This window comes from Caballeronia mineralivorans PML1(12) (genome assembly GCF_001028175.1).
Classification (GTDB): domain Bacteria; phylum Pseudomonadota; class Gammaproteobacteria; order Burkholderiales; family Burkholderiaceae; genus Caballeronia; species Caballeronia mineralivorans.
Genome location: NZ_AEJF01000116.1, coordinates 19,557 through 38,027, shown reverse-complemented (window position 1 = coordinate 38,027; position 18,471 = coordinate 19,557). Strand labels below are relative to the sequence as shown.

General features: G+C 61.4%; 13 protein-coding genes. 7 read left to right on the top strand and 6 right to left on the bottom strand.

Going from position 1 to position 18,471, the window contains the following annotated elements; genetic code table 11:
- The first annotated feature begins 39 nt into the window (after positions 1 to 39).
- The 3 genes from EOS_RS18140 to EOS_RS18130 are packed head-to-tail and all read left to right on the top strand — an operon-like array spanning position 40 to position 3,877.
- Positions 40 to 1,449, top strand: a complete 1,410-nt coding sequence (locus tag EOS_RS18140; RefSeq protein ID WP_200908665.1) for an acyl-CoA dehydrogenase family protein — start codon at positions 40 to 42, stop codon at positions 1,447 to 1,449.
- On the top strand, positions 1,446 to 1,931 hold the full coding sequence (locus EOS_RS47760) for a flavin reductase family protein (RefSeq protein ID WP_047848052.1): 486 nt from the start codon (positions 1,446 to 1,448) through the stop codon (positions 1,929 to 1,931). Before EOS_RS18140 ends, EOS_RS47760 begins: the two co-directional genes overlap by 4 nt.
- On the top strand, positions 1,925 to 3,877 hold the full coding sequence (locus EOS_RS18130; RefSeq protein WP_053063947.1) for a DUF1989 domain-containing protein: 1,953 nt from the start codon (positions 1,925 to 1,927) through the stop codon (positions 3,875 to 3,877). Before EOS_RS47760 ends, EOS_RS18130 begins: the two co-directional genes overlap by 7 nt.
- 15 nt (positions 3,878 to 3,892) lie before the next feature.
- Here the strand turns inward: EOS_RS18130 and EOS_RS18125 are convergent, their stop codons facing one another.
- Positions 3,893 to 5,749 carry a PAS domain-containing protein gene (locus EOS_RS18125; protein WP_047848051.1) on the bottom strand — a complete coding sequence of 619 codons (1,857 nt, stop codon included), beginning with the start codon at positions 5,747 to 5,749 and terminating at the stop codon, positions 3,893 to 3,895.
- 136 nt (positions 5,750 to 5,885) lie between these two features.
- Between EOS_RS18125 and EOS_RS18120 the strand changes: the two genes are divergently transcribed.
- Positions 5,886 to 7,457, top strand: coding sequence for an ATP-binding protein (locus tag EOS_RS18120; protein WP_053063946.1), 1,572 nt, complete (start codon positions 5,886 to 5,888; stop codon positions 7,455 to 7,457).
- 8 nt (positions 7,458 to 7,465) lie between these two features.
- Positions 7,466 to 8,161: a response regulator gene (locus EOS_RS18115; protein WP_200908664.1), complete on the top strand. Its 696-nt coding sequence runs from the start codon at positions 7,466 to 7,468 to the stop codon at positions 8,159 to 8,161.
- A gap of 8 nt (positions 8,162 to 8,169) precedes the next feature.
- Here EOS_RS18115 and folD read toward each other — a convergent pair whose 3' ends face one another.
- Both folD and purU read right to left on the bottom strand, forming a co-directional pair.
- The gene (gene folD, locus EOS_RS18110; RefSeq protein WP_047848050.1) at positions 8,170 to 9,033 is read right to left on the bottom strand and encodes a bifunctional methylenetetrahydrofolate dehydrogenase/methenyltetrahydrofolate cyclohydrolase FolD; all 864 of its coding nucleotides are present in this window, start codon (positions 9,031 to 9,033) and stop codon (positions 8,170 to 8,172) included.
- Positions 9,030 to 9,890, bottom strand: a complete 861-nt coding sequence (gene purU, locus EOS_RS18105) for a formyltetrahydrofolate deformylase (protein ID WP_047848049.1) — start codon at positions 9,888 to 9,890, stop codon at positions 9,030 to 9,032. Before purU ends, folD begins: the two co-directional genes overlap by 4 nt.
- A gap of 211 nt (positions 9,891 to 10,101) precedes the next feature.
- On the opposite strand from purU, the gene EOS_RS18100 reads away from it, so the two are divergent.
- Positions 10,102 to 11,235, top strand: coding sequence for an aminomethyltransferase family protein (locus EOS_RS18100; protein WP_047848048.1), 1,134 nt, complete (start codon positions 10,102 to 10,104; stop codon positions 11,233 to 11,235).
- Positions 11,236 to 11,295: 60 nt separating this feature from the next.
- Positions 11,296 to 12,969: an APC family permease gene (locus EOS_RS18095; RefSeq protein ID WP_047848135.1), complete on the top strand. Its 1,674-nt coding sequence runs from the start codon at positions 11,296 to 11,298 to the stop codon at positions 12,967 to 12,969.
- 1,506 nt (positions 12,970 to 14,475) lie between these two features.
- Here EOS_RS18095 and EOS_RS18085 read toward each other — a convergent pair.
- The 3 genes from EOS_RS18085 to EOS_RS18075 all read right to left on the bottom strand — a co-directional run bounded on the left by EOS_RS18085 (position 14,476) and on the right by EOS_RS18075 (position 18,465).
- On the bottom strand, positions 14,476 to 14,853 hold the full coding sequence (locus tag EOS_RS18085) for a DUF1330 domain-containing protein (protein WP_047848046.1): 378 nt from the start codon (positions 14,851 to 14,853) through the stop codon (positions 14,476 to 14,478).
- A 229-nt stretch (positions 14,854 to 15,082) separates the two neighbouring features.
- Positions 15,083 to 15,925, bottom strand: a complete 843-nt coding sequence (locus EOS_RS18080; protein WP_047848045.1) for an SDR family oxidoreductase — start codon at positions 15,923 to 15,925, stop codon at positions 15,083 to 15,085.
- 311 nt (positions 15,926 to 16,236) lie between these two features.
- On the bottom strand, positions 16,237 to 18,465 hold the full coding sequence (locus EOS_RS18075; RefSeq protein WP_047848044.1) for a xanthine dehydrogenase family protein molybdopterin-binding subunit: 2,229 nt from the start codon (positions 18,463 to 18,465) through the stop codon (positions 16,237 to 16,239).
- Between the last annotated feature and the right edge of the window lie 6 nt (positions 18,466 to 18,471).

Sequence of the window (18,471 nt, the reverse complement as noted above, 5' to 3'; positions counted from 1 at the left end):
ATCGAAGGTCCGAATTTTCTGCCATTCAAGGAATCTGTCATGACGATGCAAGCAGCGAAGATGTGGGGCGAGGAACGCTATTGGGGTCTCGGCTATGAATGGGACCCGCAATGGGTGCTCGACGACGAGCAGAAGGACTTGCAGACGCAACTGATCGCGCTATGCCAGAAAACGCTGCGCGCCAACGCCATCGAAAGCGACAAGGGCTTCGTTTATCCGCGCAAGAATTTCGAAGCACTGGCGAAACTCGGCCTGCTTGGGCTGATCGTGCCGAAGGAACTTGGCGGCCGCGGCCAGAGCCACCTGTGCGCAGCCATGATCGTCGAGACGATCGCCCGCTACGGCTGCCCGTCGACCGCGATGTGCTACACGATGCACCTCGGCGCCACGGCCGCCGCGCTGTTTCGCCATCACACGAACCCGGCGCTGCGCGACATACTTACGCGTATCGACCGCGACGTGCTGATCGGCACGCTGTCGTATTCGGATCCGGAGACGGGCTCGCATTTCTGGTACCCGATGTCGTCGCGGGCAGAGCGTGTGGACGGCGGCTGGCGTGTCAACAAGAAAGCGTCGTGGACAACCTCGGGCGGCTTTGCTGACTGGTACATCATCCAGACCACCAGCCCGGATTTCGGTGGCGACTACTCGAACCTGAGCTGCTTTCTCGTGAAGAAGGATCAGGTCAAGGCCGACCCTGCCAACTGGGACGGCCTCGGGTTGCGCGGCAACCAGTCGGGCCCGATCTCGATCGAAGGGGTGGTGCTGCCGGATACCGGCCTGGTCGGCCCGGTCGGCGACGGTGCGAAGTCCAACGACGAAGTGGTCGATCCGTTCTTCCTGACGTGTTCGTCGGCTTGCTGGAACGGCATTGCGCTCGCCACTATCGACATCGCGAAGAATCACACCACGCGCAAGACTCACGCCGACGTCGGCATGCGCGTGGCCGACTATCCGACCATCCAGGACTACGTGGGCGAAGCGATCATCGACACCAACGCGAGCCGCTCGTATGTGTATCTCGCCGCGCAGTCGCTCGACGCGCTGACGGGCAATTGCGACTGGGAGCTGCATGCGGACACGGACTACTTGCCGCGCTCGCGCATGCTGCACTGGTTGTGGCAAGTGAAGTTTTTTGCCGCGAAGAATGTCTCGCACGTGACCGACAAGATGCTGCACGCATGCGGCGGCACGGGCTACAAGCCGGGCCTGCAGATCGAGCGCCTGCTGCGCGACGGCAAGGCCGGCTGGGTGATGGGGCCGACCAATGAAGTGCTGCGGCAGTTCGTGGGCAAGTCGGCGTTGCTCGGCTTCGAGGTGCTCGACTACTGGAGCCAGTCGGTCAACCAGCGCGTGCTTTCGAATGAGCTGAAGAAGATGTCCCGCGACGAAAAGATGGCCTTCGCCAACGGCCTGCTGTCCGAACTGCAGACCGCAGCGGCGGCATGATGGATCAGCGCGAGTTCCGCACGACGCTCGGCCATTTCCCGACCGGCGTCGCAGTCGTGACTACGCACGATGCCGATTCCGGGCCGGTGGGCGTGACTGTCAGTTCGTTCAACGCAGTGTCGCTCGAGCCGGCGCTCGTGCTGTTCAGCATCGGTAAGACCTCGCCATGCCATCGTTCGTTCGATGCGGCCGAAGGCATCGCGATTCATGTGCTTGGGCACGACCAGCACGAACTGTCGACACGGTTCGCGAGAGGCGGCACCGAGAAATGGGCCGGTCTCGACTACGTTCGCGGCAAGTCGGGCAGTCCTCTGTTGAGCGATGCGCTGGCGATTTTCGAATGCCGCCCATATGCGCGCTACGACGGTGGCGACCATACGATCTTCGTGGTCGAAGTGCAGTCGCTGAGGGCGCGCGACGGCGAGCCGCTGGTGTTTTGCCGCGGGTCCTATCGTGCGCTCGCGGAGACGGCGGTATGTTGAACGAAGTGTTGTCAGGCGAGCTGCCGGAATTCGATCTGCCGCCTTTAGCCAACGACTTAGCCGACGACTTAGCTGACGATCTAACCGACAAGCCCGCACCGCCGCATCCCGATCCGCTCGAACGCGCACGCCTAGCTGAAGTGCTTGCCGAATATCGCGTGGCCGCGGGGTCGGCGCGTACGTTGAGCGTCGCAGCAGGGCAGTACGTGCAGGTGATAGACGTGGAAGGGCGGCAGTGTTCGGACCTGCTCGCCTTCGACGCCGCGGCGCTCGCGCGCGGCGAAGCGCTCGCACTTGACCCTGCGGTTACGCGTACGCTGATGGGCCGCGATGTGCCGCAACCCGGCTTGCATGCGAAGTACTACGACTCGCGCATGCGGGCGATGCTCGAAGTCGTGCAGGACACGGTAGGGCGCCACGACAGTTTTGCGCTCGCCTGCACGCGCAAGTATTACGAGGACGCGGGTTACCCCGGCCACGACAGTTGCAGCGAAAACTTCAACACGGTGCTGGCGCCGCATGGCATCGCGCCGCGTCCGGGCTGGACCGCCATCAACTTCTTCTTCAATACGCGGATCGAGCCGTGCGGCACGCTGGTGTTCGACGAACCCTGGTCGCGGGCTGGCGACTATGTTCTGCTGCGCGCGAGCCGCGACTTGCTGCTAGCCGTTTCGTCGTGCGCTGACGATATCGATGCCGCCAATGGCTGGCAACCCACCGACATCCTGGTGCGCGTGTACGACGCGCATCGTTCCTTTCCGAGCGCAATCGCCCACCGTATGACTGCCGACGCCACGCCCAGATTGACGCGCGACAGCGCCTTCGCGCCGCGCACGCGCGCGCTTGCGCAACACTTCGTGGACTATCGCGGGTTCTGGCTGCCACACGAGTTCACCGGCTACGGTGCGATGGCCGAGTACTGGGCATGCCGTGAACGCGTCGCGGTGATGGACCTGTCGGCGCTGCGCAAGTTCGACGTGACCGGTCCCGATGCGCAGGCCTTGCTCCAGCATGTACAGACACGCGACATGCGCAAGCTCGCGGTTGGACAGGTGGTGTACACAGCCGTGTGTCATCCGCACGGCGGGATGATGGACGACGCCACGGTATTCAGGCTGGGCGCGGACAATTTCCGCTTCGTCTGCGGCGAAGATACGACTGGGCTCTGGCTGCAGGAACAGGCCGTGGCGCTCGGGCTCAAGGTTTTCGTGCGCAACGTGACCGATCGCCTGCATAACATCGCACTGCAGGGTCCGGCAAGCCGCGACGTACTCAGAGAGGTCTTGTGGACGCCGCCTGCCCGCAGCAGCGCCGAGACGCTGAAGTGGTTCCGGTTTACCGTGGGGCGCATCGGCGGTCCTGAAGGTGTACCCGTAATCGTGTCCCGAACGGGCTACACCGGCGAGTTGGGGTTTGAATTGTGGTGTCATCCGTCGGAGGCCACGCGGGTCTGGGATGCGGTCTGGGATGCGGGCGCCGGTCACGGTATCGCCCCGTTGGGCATGGCTGCGCTCGATATGCTTCGCATCGAAGCCGGCCTGGCTTTCGCGGGGCAGGAGTTCTGTCCGATGACCGATCCCTTCGAAGCAGCGATCGGCTTTTGCGTGGCACTCGACCAGCCTTCGGATTTTGTCGGCAAGGAGGCGCTTGCGGCGCGCGCACTCAGGCCCCAGAAAAAGCTGGTCGGCTTGATCGGCGAGGGAGCTGAAGCGCTCGCCAGCGGCGATATCGTCTATAACGGCCGGGCGCAAATCGGGCAGGTGACCAGTGCAACGCGCTCACCGCTGCTCGACAAGCAGATCGCGCTCGCACGTGTCGATGTCCTGTATTCGGAGCCAGGCTCGCGCTTCGAGATCGGCAAGCTCGATGGAAAGCTCAAGAGGCTGGCCGTCGACGTGGTGCCTTTTCCGCATTACGACCCGACCAAGCGCCGCGTGAGGAGCTAACGCGGGAGGCGGGGCTTATCCGCTCAGCGCGTGGAGATGCGCGGTGGTCGTGTCGATCGCTTCTTCTATCAACTGGCCGGGCACACGATGCCGGCCGGCGTCATGCCACACCAGCGACCAGTGCATCCGCAACGCGAACTCGCGATGGTCCAGCCGGACCGGCATGCCGATTCCCTCGAACAATCGGCCCAGCCGCTGCTCGACCTGACTCTCGTCCGGGCTTGCCGCGGCATGCGATCGCGGACCCGCGCCGAAGGTGAAATCCGTCAACAGGCATACGAAGCCCGCATCGTCATGACGGCCGATGCCGTTGCAGTCGGTATGCAGCACTTTCAGCCGCTTGCCGAGTTCGATCATCAGGCGGTCGGCATCGGCCGGGCCGTATTCCTGCGCGAGCGACTGCGGACCGCCGAAGCCCAGGTAGGCAACGGCGAACCGGTAGCCGTTCGCGGTGGCATGCGCGAACGTGAAGGCGAGCCGGTCGAGCAGGACGCTGTGGTTCATCAGGCCGGTCGTCGACTCGTAGATCAGGCGCCGGCGCGCATCTTCCTGCACGCGCTGGCGCGAGCTGAAATCGGTGATCAACCCTTCGAGGCCGAGCAGCTCGCCGGTCGCCGAAAAGATGCCTCGGCCGATCTCGGCGACCCACTTGATGTTGCCGCCGCGGTCGATGATCTTGTAGGTCAGCTCGAACCCTTCCCCGCGTCCGGTGCGCATCTGCACGCTGGTCCACACGTATTCGCGGTCTTCGGGATGAATCAGGTCGCCGAAGCCCACCGGGCCGTTTCCCATCAGCGCGGTGGGGGGATAGCCGGTGAGTTCGAGGCAACCTTCGCTGACGAACTCCATCGACCAGCGCCGGTCACTGTGGCCGCGATAGATCATGCCGGGCACGTTGTCCACCAGCGTGCGCAGGCTACGCCGTTGCGCGCGCAAGCTTTCTTCGTTGAGCTTGCGCCGCGTGACGTCGATCATCACGCCGATCACTGCGCCGGGCAGGGGATCGTCGGCCGCAGGGGAGAGCGCGCGAGCACGAATCTCCATCCAGCACAGCGGTCCTTGTGCGTTCAGCACGCGCGCTTCGACCGGCGTGGCGGCGCCGCTGTTTCGCACGGCTTCGCGCAAGGCCTGGGTCACGGCAGCGCGGTCTTCAGGATGCAACAACTGCAGCAGCGGGGTGCCGGTCGCGTTAGCCGAGCCCGCACCCGCAACCAGCGACCAGGCGGGGCTGATGTAGGCCACGGCCAGTTCGTCGTCGAGTGCGAACAGCACGTCGCCAAGGCGCGCAGCAAGCTTGTGCGGCCATGTGCTGCCGGGCGGCTGCGTCGAGCGTTCGCCGTTTACCAGCGTGCCGCCCAGTTGCAGCATGCGCAGCGTGGGATGCGCACCGGGAAACACGCTGACGTGAAGCCTGCTCGAGGAGCCGTCGGCGCGCAGCAAGGTGAGGACTTCGTCGTGGCCGTCACGCTGTTCGAGGATCTGCGGCACGCGCTGCTGATCGCGAGGATGGACGATGTTCTCGAAGGGCATGCCGATGATGTCGTCGCCGGAACTGCTCATGCCCAGCTCTTTCAGCAACGCGAGGTTGGCCCGCAACACGTTGTTGCCGGACACGAGCAAGGCGGGGCGGAACGCATGATCGATGTAGCTCGCCAGCGCTTCGCGCTCGGCGGCAAGCGATACGTGCTGGGCGCTGCGTCGCGGCCGCCTGCGCGAGAGCAAGAGCGCAGGTACGCCGATGCCGCCCGCTACCGCCACGACCAACACCACCGCAACGCCCGTCAGCGGCAACGCGGCAAGGGTGAGAACCGGCCACAGCACCATGGCGCTCAGCGCGCAAAGAAGCAGCACGGCGAAGATGAACAGCGTCATCGGGGAAAAACCGCCCCTGGCAGGTAAGTTCAATCGAAGAAGACAAGCACAATTTGGTCCAGAAGTTGCTTGGTTAACGCTGTTATTCCAGATATCAAAACGCCCGCTGCCCGCGGCGCCATTACGAAGGAGACCCGTGACGCGACCTTCGCCGCTCGTTCACTCGATCAGTTACCCGTTGTTCGCACGGTACGTCGTGTGGTTATCCGCGCTCGCGCTGCTTGGCGTGATGCTGCTGGCAACGGTGGAGACGCAGGCGTGGCTTGCGTCGCATCCAGGTTTCGTGCTGCAGGCAGCGGAGCACGTCGCGCCGCCAGGGCTCGTGAGCATCCTCCAGGCCGGGCTCGCTGTATTGCTGGCTGTCGGTTTCGGCGCGCTGTTTATTTCGGGCTATCGGGTGCTCGTCGTTATTCCTCGCGATGCACTGAACCAGATCGATGCTATCGGCGTTAGTGCGCGCGGTCCCTTCGATGGTGCGTCCCATGAGATCGCTCGCCTTGCGGCGCTCCTGACCTCGCTGGCGTCGCGCTGTGCCGGCATCGAGTCCAACAGCGAATACCTGGAGCGTACGCTTGTCGATCAGTCGAGAGACTCGGGTCGCGCGCTCGACCTGCTGTTTCGGGCCAGTACCCTTTTTGCCGCCTCCGCGCCCGATGAAGAGGCGTTGCGCAGTTTGCTCGAAGAACTGGTCGACTGCGTGGGTGCACAGTGCGGCGCGCTGCTGATCCACGACGTGGCAGCGGCCGAACTGTCGTTGCCCGCGGTGCTGGCCGCTCGCGGGACAGTGCGGATGCCAGCCGGCATGAGCTTGCACCGGCTGGCGGCAGAGCAGGGCGTGCAGCGCTTCGATGCCTCGCCGGACGGACAGCCAGCACTGCTCGTGATGCCGATTGGCGACGCGGTCGACCGTTACGGCGTACTCGCGCTCGAAGTCACGCCGAAGTATGTGCTCGAGCGGCGCCAGCAACGTCTGCTCGACACCTTCGCGAGCCTGCTGGCGGTGACCATCGGTAACTTGCTGCGCAGCCGGCGCCAGCGGCGTGTGGCGCTGATGGAAGAGCGGGCGGCGATAGCACGCGAACTGCACGACTCGCTCGCGCAAACGCTCTCATTCGTCAAGATCCAGTTGGCCCGGATGCAGGCACAGGCTCGCCACGCGGATTTCGCTGCCGGGATCGATGCGCGCGACTGGGAGGAGTCGCTAGCCGAGTTGCGGCTTGGCGTGGATAGCGCGTACCGCAATTTGCGGCAGTTGCTGAGCGCGTTTCGCAGCAGTGTCGGGGCGGGCGGGCTCGCGCAGTCGTTGCAGGTGATCGTCGACGACCTGTCCGGCGTCACGCGCACGAGTATCGAACTCGATTGCCGCGTGCAAGAGATCGACCTGTCGCCCGAAGAGGAGTTGCATCTGCTGCAGATCGCCCGCGAGGCGCTGAGCAACGTGGTGCGACATGCACGCGCCAATCATGCGCGTGTCAGTGTTAGCGAGAGTGGCGGCGAACTGACGTTGTCGGTGCTCGACGATGGCGAGGGTTTTGCCACCGACGCTGCCGATCCGGCAGGTCACTACGGCCTGAGCATCATGCGTGAGCGCAGCGAACGACTGGGTGGCCGGATCGAGATCGGTGCCACAAACCATCCCCTGGCCGGCGCAGCTGCCGGTTCCGAAGTACGATTGAAATTCCGGCCCGGGTCATCCGTGGTCCCATGAGGCTGAATGTGAACAGCACACCTGCCATGCCCGTTTCCACTGCCGTCTTTGCCAACGCGGCGGTCTCCGCTCCGGTGCGGCTTGTCATCGTCGACGATCACGCGCTGTTCCGGCGCGGCCTCAGGCAGCTTATTTCAGCCGACCTCGAACTCGACGTGGTGGCCGAGGCGTCCTGTGGGCACGAAGGAATAGAAGCCGTGCTGAAACATATGCCCGATGTCGCGCTGATCGATCTGCACATGAAGGACATCGACGGCGCGACCCTGGTCAGGGCCGCACGTTCCGCAGGTTGCACGGCGCGCTTCGTGATGTTGACAGTGTCCGATAACAAGGCCGATCTCGATCGCGCCTTCGACGCCGGCGCACGCGGTTATCTGCTGAAGGACATGGAACCGGAGGAACTGTGCGCGAGGGTCAAGGAAGCCGCGCGCGGGGTCGATGTCGTCTCGGACCGGGTGCTAGCTTTTCCTGCGGGGCTTTCTCCAGCCGAAGGGCGTGCGCGGCACGCACTCTGGGAGGATCTGACCGAGCGTGAGCGCGAGACCCTGGAGCTCGTCGCTCAAGGGGCGTCGAACAAGATCGTCGCGCGCTCACTCGGCATTGCGGAGAGCACGGTCAAGGTGCACGTGAAGCATGTGCTCAGGAAGCTCTCGCTCAAGAATCGCTTCGAAGCCGCGCTGTGGCTGCGGGATCAAAGAAGATAGTGTGAAGATCAGTCGAACGAGCCGGCCGGCAGCCTTTGCGCCGAGCGGATCGTATTCCTGATCAACATGGTCACCGTCATTGGCCCGACGCCACCAGGAACCGGCGTGATCCACGATGCCTTGTCCCTCACGCCTTCGAAGTCCACGTCGCCGACGATCTTGCCATCGGCGAGCTTATTGATGCCCACGTCGATCACCACGGCTCCCTGCTTTACCATCTGCGGCACGATCAGGCCCGGCTTGCCGGCGGCGACGACCAGCACATCGGCCGAAATGGTGTGATGCGCGAGGTTCACCGTCCTCGCGTGGCAGATGGTCACGGTGGCAAGCCGCTGCAGCAACATGAGCGCCATCGGCTTGCCGACGATATTGCTGGCGCCCACCACCACCGCATGTTTGCCCTCTATCTCGATGCCCGTCTGGTCGATCAGCAACTGCACCCCGTAAGGCGTGCAGGGCGGAAAGATCGACTCGCCCACCGTCAGCGCGCCGACGTTGTAGAGATGGAAACCGTCGACGTCCTTGTCCACGGCGATCGTCTCCAGCACGCGCCGGACGTCAATCTGCGGCGGCAAGGGCAGTTGCACCAAGATGCCATGCACGGACGGGTCCGCGTTCAGCTCGCCGATCAAGTCGAGGACCTCTGCCTCGGTCGCATCGGCGGATAACGCATGAAGAAAAGACCTCACGCCGCATTCGTCGCATGCCCGGATCTTGTTCCTCACATAAAGATGCGAAGCCGGGTCACTGCCGATCATGACGACCGCTAGCCCCGGCACGATGCCATTGCGCACTAGTTCTGCGACGCTCTCGGCGTATTTCACGCGCAGGCCGGTGGCGAGGGCACGGCCGTCGATTACGCGAGCGCTCATCGAAACACCACGGTGCGGTTCCCGTGGGTCAGCACACGGTCTTCCAGGTGATAGCGCAGCCCGCGTGCCAGCACCGTCTTCTCGATATCTCTGCCATAGCGCACGAGATCGGGAATCGAATCGGAATGGTCAATACGGATGACGTCCTGATCGATGATCGGGCCTTCGTCCAGTTCCTCGGTCACGTAGTGGCAGGTCGCGCCGATTAGCTTCACGCCGCGCTGGTACGCCTGGTGATAGGGCTTGCCCCCGGAGAATGCCGGCAAGAACGAATGGTGGATGTTAATGATGCGCCCGGCATAGTCGCGGCACATGTCCGGCGACAACACCTGCATGTAGCGCGCGAGCACCATGACGTCGGCCCGGGCTTCGTCGAACAGGTGTGCCACCCGGGCGTACGCGCCGGCCTTATTGTCGGGCGTGACGGGCACGTGATGGAACGTTATGCCATGCCACTCGACCAGATCGCGGAAGGTGTCGTGATTCGAGATCACGCAGGGAATCTCGACCTCCAGTTCGCCGGCTTTCCAGCGTGCCAGTAAGTCGTACAGGCAGTGTTCGAGCTTCGACACGAGGATCACAACACGCTTCTTTTGCGCGCTGTCGGCAACCCGCCAGTCCATGCCGAAGCGCCGCGCGATCGGCGCGAAAGCGTCGCAAAAGCCGCACAGGTCGAGCTGGAACGAGTCCGCGAGAATCTCCTGGCGCATGAAGAAACGCTGATTTTCTTCATCCGCGTGGTTGCTGGACTCCGTGATCCAACCGTGATGCTTCGCAAGGAAATCGCTGACGGCGGCCACGATGCCGATCTGGTCGGGACAGGACAGCGTCAACGTGAAGTGGCGTTTCAGGCTCATGACAGTTCTCAAAAGAGGATTGCCGGAATGACAGCCCGCATTGTCGGTGCCGATATTGTCGGCGCCAATCCGGCCGTGGTGGTACTCCGTCGGGAGCATTGCCGTGGCGTTTTGGCGTCGCTCTAATCGTCGTATACAGAGGCAACTGAACCAGGCGGCAACTGGGCTGACATGGCCGCGGGTTGCCCGGTGAACACTACGGAGAGCATCGATGGCGAATTCATGGAGAACGTCGGTATTGGCGTCGCGGCATCTCGCACTTGGCTCGAAGCTCGAGAACTGGAATGGCATGGGTACCGCTTGGACCTACGAGGCCGATCTGGCGGACCAGCATGAAGCCATTCGCACGAAAGCGGGCCTGATGGACGTATCGGGACTCAAGAAACTGCATATCGTGGGCGCCCATGCCGAGATGCTGATCGACCAGATCACGTCGCGCGACGTGTCCAGGCTCTATCCGGGCAAATCCGTCTACGCGACCATGCTCGATGAACGGGGTTTTTTTGTCGACGACTGCATCATCTATCGCAACGGCCCTAATGCGTTCATGGTCGTGCATGGCGGCGGAGCAGGGCACGAAGCGCTGACGCGCGGCGCGATGGGGCGCAACGTCTCTGTACTGTTCGACGACGACCTGCACGACCTGTCGCTGCAAGGGCCGCACGCTGTCGACTTTCTCGCTGAGCGCGTGCCGGGTATTCGCGAACTGCGCTACTTCCATCATCTCCAGACCACGCTTTACGGGAAGCCCGTGACCATCTCGCGCACCGGCTACACCGGTGAACGCGGTTACGAAATTTTCTGCAAGGCAGCCGACGCCCCATCGATCTGGGACACGGTACTTGCGGAAGGTGCCGCGTTTGGCATCGTGCCATGCGCGTTCCTGACGCTCGACTGGCTGCGGGTAGAAAGCTCCCTGATGTTCTATCCCTATGACAACTCCGAGATGTACCCCTTCGCGGACCAGCCACCGGGCGACTCGCTATGGGAGCTCGGCCTCGACTTCACCGTGTCGCCGGGCAAGACGGAGTTTCGTGGCGCACCGGAGCATTTCCGGCTGCAAGGCAGGGAGCGCTTCAAGATCTTCGGTTTGCTGATCGATAGCAGCGAAGCCGCGCAGGGCGGCGATTTCGTATGGGCTGACGGCAAGCGGGTTGGTGTCATCACCTGTGCGATGGTGAGCCGCCTAACCGGCAAGTCGATGGCGATCGCGCGCCTCGACACGCCGTACGCGGTGCATGGGCGGCGCGTGGAAGTACTGCGCGGCGACGCCCGCATGCACGCAATCGCCCACACGATGCCGTTTGACGATCCCGACAAGCTGAAGCGCACCGCCAAGGGCTGAGCCCTGCGATTGAAGTATTCCTGCTACCGAACGGAGAGTGACATGAGCGTGACGAACGAAATGGGATCGCCGGGTGTTCTTGGGGATCTGGCTGGCGCACCGCCGATGCTACACCGGAAAATTAGTTGGGTCGGCGCATTCTGGGTCGCTAGCGGGGTACCCGCGCTGGTGCTGTTTTCGATCGGCTCGATAGCGGCGACGGTCGGCAAGCCATCGTGGCTGATCTGGGTGATCTCGATCATGTTCGGGTTCATCCAGTCGTTCTCCTATGCCGAGATCGCCGGGCTATTCCCGCACAAATCCGGTGGTGCGTCGGTGTACGGAGCAATTGCATGGGTGCGTTATGGCAAGCTGCTTGCACCGCTTTCAGTGTGGTGCAACTGGTTCGCGTGGTCGCCGGTGCTGGCGATTGGTTCAGGCCTTGCAGGCGGCTACATTCTCAACATGCTGTTCCCGCCGGATTCGCTGGTGAATACGTGGCAGCTGACATTGGTGAACCTGGGCTGGATGGCGAGCGGACTGAGCCTGCGGATCAACGCGACGTTCATACTTGGAGCCGCGATCCTGCTGATCACGTTCGCCATCCAGCACCGAGGCATCCTGCAGGCTGCACGAATCCAGATGATCCTGGCGATTGCAGCGCTGCTGCCGCTGCTGCTGGTGGGTCTTTACCCGATCTTCACGGGCGACTTGCCGGCACAGCACCTGTTTCCGCTTTATCCGCTCGCGAAGGACGCAGCGGGCAAGGTCATCGACGGCGCCTGGGACATGAGCGGCGTCACCCTGATGGCGGGCGGGCTGTTTATCGCGGCATGGTCGACCTATGGCTTCGAAACTGCCGTCTGCTATACGCGAGAGTTTCGCGATCCGCGGCGCGATACGGTCAAGGCGATCATCTATTCCGGCTTGCTGTGCATCGTGTTCTTTACGCTCGTGCCGCTGGCATTTCAAGGCGCCCTGGGGCTGGGTCAACTCGTGACGCCCGAGGTCAAGGACGCTTCCGGCGCAGTCACGCAAGCTGCCGTCTACGATGGGATCCTTTCGCCGGGCATCTATAGTGGCATGGGCGTGGCGCAGGCAATGGGAAGTATCGTGCATGGCGGTGCGCTCGTTGAACACGTTCTTATGGCCATGCTTGTGCTCGCACTCGTGCTGGCGATCATGACATCGATGGCGGGTTCCTCTCGCACCCTCTATCAGGCCTCTGTGGACGGCTGGCTGCCCAAGTACCTCGGACGAGTGAATGCCAATGGCGCACCTACGCGCGCCATGTGGACCGACCTTGGATTCAACCTTGTCCTTTTGCTGATGTCCGACTATGTGTTCGTGCTCGCGATGTCGAACGTCGGATACATCATTTTCAATTTCCTCAATCTGAACGCGACGTGGATTCATCGTTTCGATCGAGCAAGCTGGTCGAGACCGTTCCGCGCTTCCACATGGCTGCTCGTGGCCGGCACGATCCTGTCTTTCGTCAATCTCGCCCTTATGGGGCTGGGTGCCGATACGTGGGGAAAAGGGACGCTGGTCTCAGGGATCGTGTTCGCTGCGTTGATCGTGCCGGTTTTTGTCTGGCGGCACTACGTCACCGATAAGGGGCAATTTCCCACCGCGATGACAGACGATATGGGGCTTGGTGATACGGATGTGCAGAAGAGGGCGGGCGTCTGGCCGTATGTGACGCTCATTGCCGGCGTGGTCGTTGTAGCCGGTGCGCATTTTCTCGCGGGCTGACTGACGTTGGTCGCTTCCCTCGGTCTGCGAGTATTGCCCGGGACGGTATCAGGTTGTTCGATGTCGTAGGTGAAATAGCTGTGACGCAAAACGGACGATGTCCAGCGTCGGCATTAACCTCCGCAAACGGGGGACGTTCATGTAGACCTCCGTAATGCGGCAACCAACCCGCGAATATCACCCTGATCCACCGTCGAGACTTACTGCTACGCCGCCCTCAGGAAATTCAAGAATCGACTATGAAGAAAGCCCTCAAAACCGATCCTTGTTGACACGGGGAGTCATATCAGCGCGGCGATATAGCCCTACGAACGTTTCTGATTCACTCAGCCGGCATGCTGGACACGCCCCGTGTCTCCACCATTTGACGAGAACCACTCCTGGGCTTCTAAAATGAAACCTCGAGCAGCACGGGAGAGTGGTCGTCTGGCGACGTACGCAACCAGTACTTGCTGCAGTGGCAAACGGTCGGCAATCGGCCGATGAACCAGTGGTTTTCCGTCGTACGCCGCCGATGAGAGTGACAGCAATGGACTCAAGCTGACCAATTCGCCCAGAAGACGAACGTGGAGCTGTTGGCGCCTTCACACGCCCGCCGGGTAGTTCGTTTTCGTGGAGCTTAACACGTCGGATTCAGACGCTACGTAACCCCAGGCCCTGATGGCGAGGCGGCCGATGAGAGTGTCATCGCAGATCAATATTTCACGTGATCGGTTACCACCTTCGAAACTGCACGCGGCGCCGTAGCTTTCGTCCTTCGTGTCTTCATATAAGGCTTGGAGCATTAGCCGACAATGCGAAAGGCGCCCCGTCATTCCAAGCTGGATGAGCTCCGTTTCCCATCTCGCGCGAATTCGCTCGGTCTCGACATGATCGTTAACCAGACGGGCTTCAGACGGATTCAACCCAGACTGAACCTGTTGTGCTTCCGACGAAATTGGCAACAACGCGCTGCCAACAATGGCACACGTGATGGCGAACGTGAAATTGCATATTGAGCCGTTGAATATCCATGGCCCTAGTTAGTCCCCCAAGGAGAAGTTGGCACCGCGCCTTCGGTTGCCTGCGATCCCGCACCTTATATCGGCTGGTTGGCCAAAGACTGGAGGTCAGAGACATCGAACGTCTCTCAAAGAGAAAACGGGTCGTCTCTTGTGGGTCCGACTTCGGCTGTTCGACATCGGACCGGGTTACGGCCAAGAGACATTCTTCGCGGCCGACCTTTAACCATTCGTGCGACTGCTTCGCTCCGTCAACGGCCATTCGACCGCCGATGGCCTGCGTCGCGTCATCGGCCTTAACAGACGTTGAGGTGGCCTGGGTTCTACGTCAGCAATGCGGCGGATTGCTGACGTAGACAGCATCGAGCAGCCGAACGGCAGCTTCCTGCATCAGCGAACTCACACTCCCGAACCTGAACGGTCAGTCAATCACACACCGTTCGAGGACCGCTTTCGAGACCCGAACCGGTCATTCAACGGCGCACGTCATTGCCTCATTTCATTGTTACTGCTTCGGAGGACCGAATCCTTCAGTGATAATTACCGACCCTTCAGTTGACTCGATGCGGAATTTCCTTGCGGCCGTATATTCCGGTGAGTTGTAGAACCGCTGGGCGTCGGCCAAGCTCGGGAACTCGGCAATGGCCATCACTGACTTTGGTCTGCCCTCTACTGCGGTCGCATTGAGGTTAAAGACAATGATCTTGCCGCCATATTTAGGAGCCAGCGATCCGGCTGCTTCCATGTATTTCTTGAAGCCTGCCTGGTCCTTGATCGTGTAGTTGGCAATCATGTAGCCAGGCGCCTGCACACTCTGCGCATGAACCACCGCCGCAAGAGCCAATGCAATGGCGGCGGTCATGCCGACAATGTGTTTCTTCATTTTTAGGGCCTCTCTGAAATTGACGATATTTCACCAAGCCAATGGTTTGACTGAATAATTTATCTTGTCATTGCGTTGGCTAGGCCTGGTCGGTCGGCATGATCCACAACTCGCTCACGGACGCGCGGCGTGGGCGATTCCGCTACTCGCCCCGGTGACGAGTGCGACGGCACCGGTGAGTGGCCATGTCATGGGTACGTCCTGTGTGCTTTGAGCTGAGGAGGAGAGGTCAGGCGTCGTGGTGGGCGAGGGAGGAAGACAGCTTGCGGTGGGCTTCGGCCTGGGCGAGCAAAGTCTTGCCCTTGGCCTCGAAGGTCTGTACGGCGTCGGCGCCGGCGGCGAAACGTGTTGGCGGCTCGTCGAGTCCGGCAAGCTGAACGATTGCAATTGCGAGCTTGGCGGGGTCGCCACCCTGCTTGCCGTCCATCCCACTCCAGGCAGTGATGGTTTCCTTCGTGCGCTCGGCGTAGTCGTCGATAGCGGGCTGTGCGTATGTGGTGGAATCCGCGGTCAGCAATTCGGTCCGGAAGAAGCCGGGTTCGACAAGCATCGTGCGGATGCCGAAGGGCGCAATCTCTGGCGCGAGCGACTCGATCCATCCCTCGATGCCAAACTTTGCAGCAGCATACGCCGTGCAAAACATTCCGCCCGAGATGCCGGCTGTCGAGGAAATAGTGAGCAGCAGGCCAGAGCGCTGCTTACGCATCACGGGCAGCACGGCGCGCGCGACGTTCATCGGACCAAACAGCAGTGTCTCGATCTGAGCGCGGATTTGTTCTGGGGTGAGCTCCTCGAAGAAACCCGCGTGGAAGTCGCCCGCATTGTTGACCAGCACATCAACCCGTCCGAACTTGCCGATGGCGGCCTCGACCGCAGTCTGGGCGTCCTCGGGACGGGTAACGTCGAGCGTGGTGACCAGCAAGTCGTCGTGCTCGCCGATTGCCGCCGTGACTTTTTTAGGGTCACGGCCGGTGGCCACGACAGCGTGGCCAGCTACGAGCGCCGCCCTGGCGATGTCTAAGCCCAATCCACGGCCAGCGCCGGTGATGACCCAAACTGTTTTGTCAGTCATGTGTTTCTCCTTTTTCATGGTTTCGTAATTGCGAACGTGCGACAGGTGGTGGCAAATGCGGCCTTCCGGACAGGTCACTGTGCAGGCCCTTTCAATGCAAGCTACGTGTGTCGGGCCGCTGGTCGAATTGGCTACATGGATCGTGGTATTCATTGCCTAAAGCGACGAATCTTTATATTTCCGGACCGCCTGATCGTGGAGTTGGGAACCCTCGAATGACGGCCGCTAATCGACTGAGACTTAATGGCCGGAGAAAGAAGCGTCCCGGCCACTGTGCAATCAAGGGGTTCTGCCTATCGAAGTAGAAATGCTCAGGTCGAAACCGCCGGTACATCATCCATGAGCTTGTCGAGCGTGATGGGAAGGCTTCGAATCCGCTTGCCTGTGGCGTGATAGACCGCGTTGGCAATTGCAGCAGCAAGCCCTGTTACGCCAATTTCGCCAATTCCGCGAGCGCCGAATTCGCTAAGCTGATAGTCGGGGTAATCGAGCAATATGACGTCGACCTCAGGTTGGTCAGCATGTACCGGGACCATATATTCCGCGTAGTTATTGTTTACCGGTAATCCGTCACGGGCATCGTATTCGGCCGCCTCGAACATGGCCATACCAATCCCCATCACGATCCCGCCTTCCACCTGATTGCGCGCGGCCAGCGGATTGATCACCTTGCCGACATCAATCGCGCTGACCACCCTTGCCACGCGCAGCCGGGAAATGCCGGGGTCCCAACGTACTTCGACGAAGTGCGCGCCAAACGAGCGGAAGGAATACTTTGTCATGTCGACGCCTTCGCTGTGGAACGAGCCCTCGGCGCGGGCCAGCCGTTGACTGTTCAAGACGTCGGCGAACGAAACCCGTCGTGCACCAAAAGTTAAATTCCCGCTCTCTACGCCAATGGAATCCAGAGATGCGCCGGCGAATGGTCCGGATTCAGCCACTGCATATTGCTTGATGCGCTTTAACGCTGCGCGCGTGGCACCGGCGACCGCCGCCATGCCGCTCGCTGTGGCCCATGAGCCCCCGGATACCGGACCGGGAGGAAACGACGAGCTTCCCAACTCGACCTCGACACGCTCCAACGGCAAGCCCGTCAGCTGGCTCACGGTCTGAGCGAACACGGTGTAAGTGCCGGTCCCGATATCTTGCAAGCCGCACTGCACCAGTGCGGACCCGTTGACGCGCAAGGTGACGCGGGCGTCCGAAGCGACGCGGAACGCCTCCCAGTTACACGCGGCCATGCCGTATCCGATGATAGTGTCGCCTTCACGCATCGCTCCGATTTGCGGATTGCGCTGCTTCCAGCCAAACCGCTCGGCGGCATGGGCCATCGCTTCTTGTAGATGGTTACTCGACCACGGCAAGCCCGTACTTTCGTCTTTCACCGACACGTTCAACTGGCGAAATGCCAACGGATCCATCCCGATCGACAAAGCCATTTCATCGATAGCCGACTCCAACGCAAAGAGACCCGGCGCTGCGCCTGGCGCTCTCATTGATGTGGGTGTGCCGCGATTTACTGCACTGTTGTTGTTACTCATCAAGACATTCGGGCATGAGTACAGGCTCTTGGTCATGTCACCGCATGTTTCAGTGAATTCCTCAATGGTAGACGTGCTGTTGTATGACTCGTGACTGATTGCCATGAGTTTGCCTGCGGTGTCTGTCGCGAGACGCACGTGTTGCCGCGTTTCTGGCCGGTGCCCGACGGTTGTGAACATCTGAGCACGAGGCACGACCAACTGAACCGGCCTGTTGACCAAGCGCGCGACTGCGCAGGTCGCGATCGAATGCGGCCATGTCCATAGCTTGCTGCCAAAACCAGAGCCGATAAAAGGTGCGCGAACCTCGACTTGATCAGGCGTAAGGTCAAAGACATCGGCAAGCACATTACGGTGGTTGACCACAGCTTGACTCGACTCGTACACAATCAGGCGCCCCGACTGCCAGTATGCTGTCGTTGCATGCATTTCCATCGGATTGTGGGTTTCGACGGGGGTTGTATAGATCGCGTCGATGCGATGCTCGCCCGTCCTGAGGGCCAGTTCTGGATCGCCGCGAGAATGGCCACCGCCTTTGCGGGACCCGTTCGCGGCGAGCCCTTCGGCAAGGCTTTTAATTGAAGCACGCTCGGTATAGTCCACCTTGACGTTGTGTGCGGCGGCTCGGGCGTGCTCAAACGTGTCAGCAACGACCAACGCAACGAACTGACCGGGATAGTAAATATTGTCGTCCTCGAAAGGCAGACGATGTTCTTCCATGATTCGCCAGGACAGGATCTCGCCAAGATCCACTTGCGTCTTGGGCGCACGATGCAGCTCGAAGACGTTCTTGTGGTGAAACACACCCGCAACACCTGGCATGCGCCGAGCAGCTTCATCGTGAATTGCCAGGATGCGCCCGCTGGCGATCGTGCTATAGACACCGTAAGCGAACAACATGCCGTTGACGGGATGGTCGGCTGCATAGCGCGCCGTGCCGTTGACCTTGAGCCGTCCTTCGACACGTTTGTGCGGAACTCCAATAAACTGCTCAGCCATACATTC

What these genes read in the sequence shown, in the direction of transcription:
- EOS_RS18140 (WP_200908665.1), top strand. Translation starts at nt 40, where the DNA reads ATGACGATGCAAGCAGCGAAGATGTGGGGCGAGGAACGCTATTGGGGT.
- EOS_RS18100 (WP_047848048.1), top strand. Translation starts at nt 10,102, where the DNA reads ATGGCGAATTCATGGAGAACGTCGGTATTGGCGTCGCGGCATCTCGCA.
- EOS_RS18075 (WP_047848044.1), bottom strand. Translation starts at nt 18,465, where the DNA reads ATGGCTGAGCAGTTTATTGGAGTTCCGCACAAACGTGTCGAAGGACGG.
- EOS_RS18130 (WP_053063947.1), top strand. Translation starts at nt 1,925, where the DNA reads ATGTTGAACGAAGTGTTGTCAGGCGAGCTGCCGGAATTCGATCTGCCG.
- EOS_RS18125 (WP_047848051.1), bottom strand. Translation starts at nt 5,749, where the DNA reads ATGACGCTGTTCATCTTCGCCGTGCTGCTTCTTTGCGCGCTGAGCGCC.
- EOS_RS18095 (WP_047848135.1), top strand. Translation starts at nt 11,296, where the DNA reads ATGGGATCGCCGGGTGTTCTTGGGGATCTGGCTGGCGCACCGCCGATG.
- EOS_RS18085 (WP_047848046.1), bottom strand. Translation starts at nt 14,853, where the DNA reads ATGAAGAAACACATTGTCGGCATGACCGCCGCCATTGCATTGGCTCTT.
- folD (WP_047848050.1), bottom strand. Translation starts at nt 9,033, where the DNA reads ATGAGCGCTCGCGTAATCGACGGCCGTGCCCTCGCCACCGGCCTGCGC.
- EOS_RS18080 (WP_047848045.1), bottom strand. Translation starts at nt 15,925, where the DNA reads ATGACTGACAAAACAGTTTGGGTCATCACCGGCGCTGGCCGTGGATTG.
- purU (WP_047848049.1), bottom strand. Translation starts at nt 9,890, where the DNA reads ATGAGCCTGAAACGCCACTTCACGTTGACGCTGTCCTGTCCCGACCAG.
- EOS_RS47760 (WP_047848052.1), top strand. Translation starts at nt 1,446, where the DNA reads ATGATGGATCAGCGCGAGTTCCGCACGACGCTCGGCCATTTCCCGACC.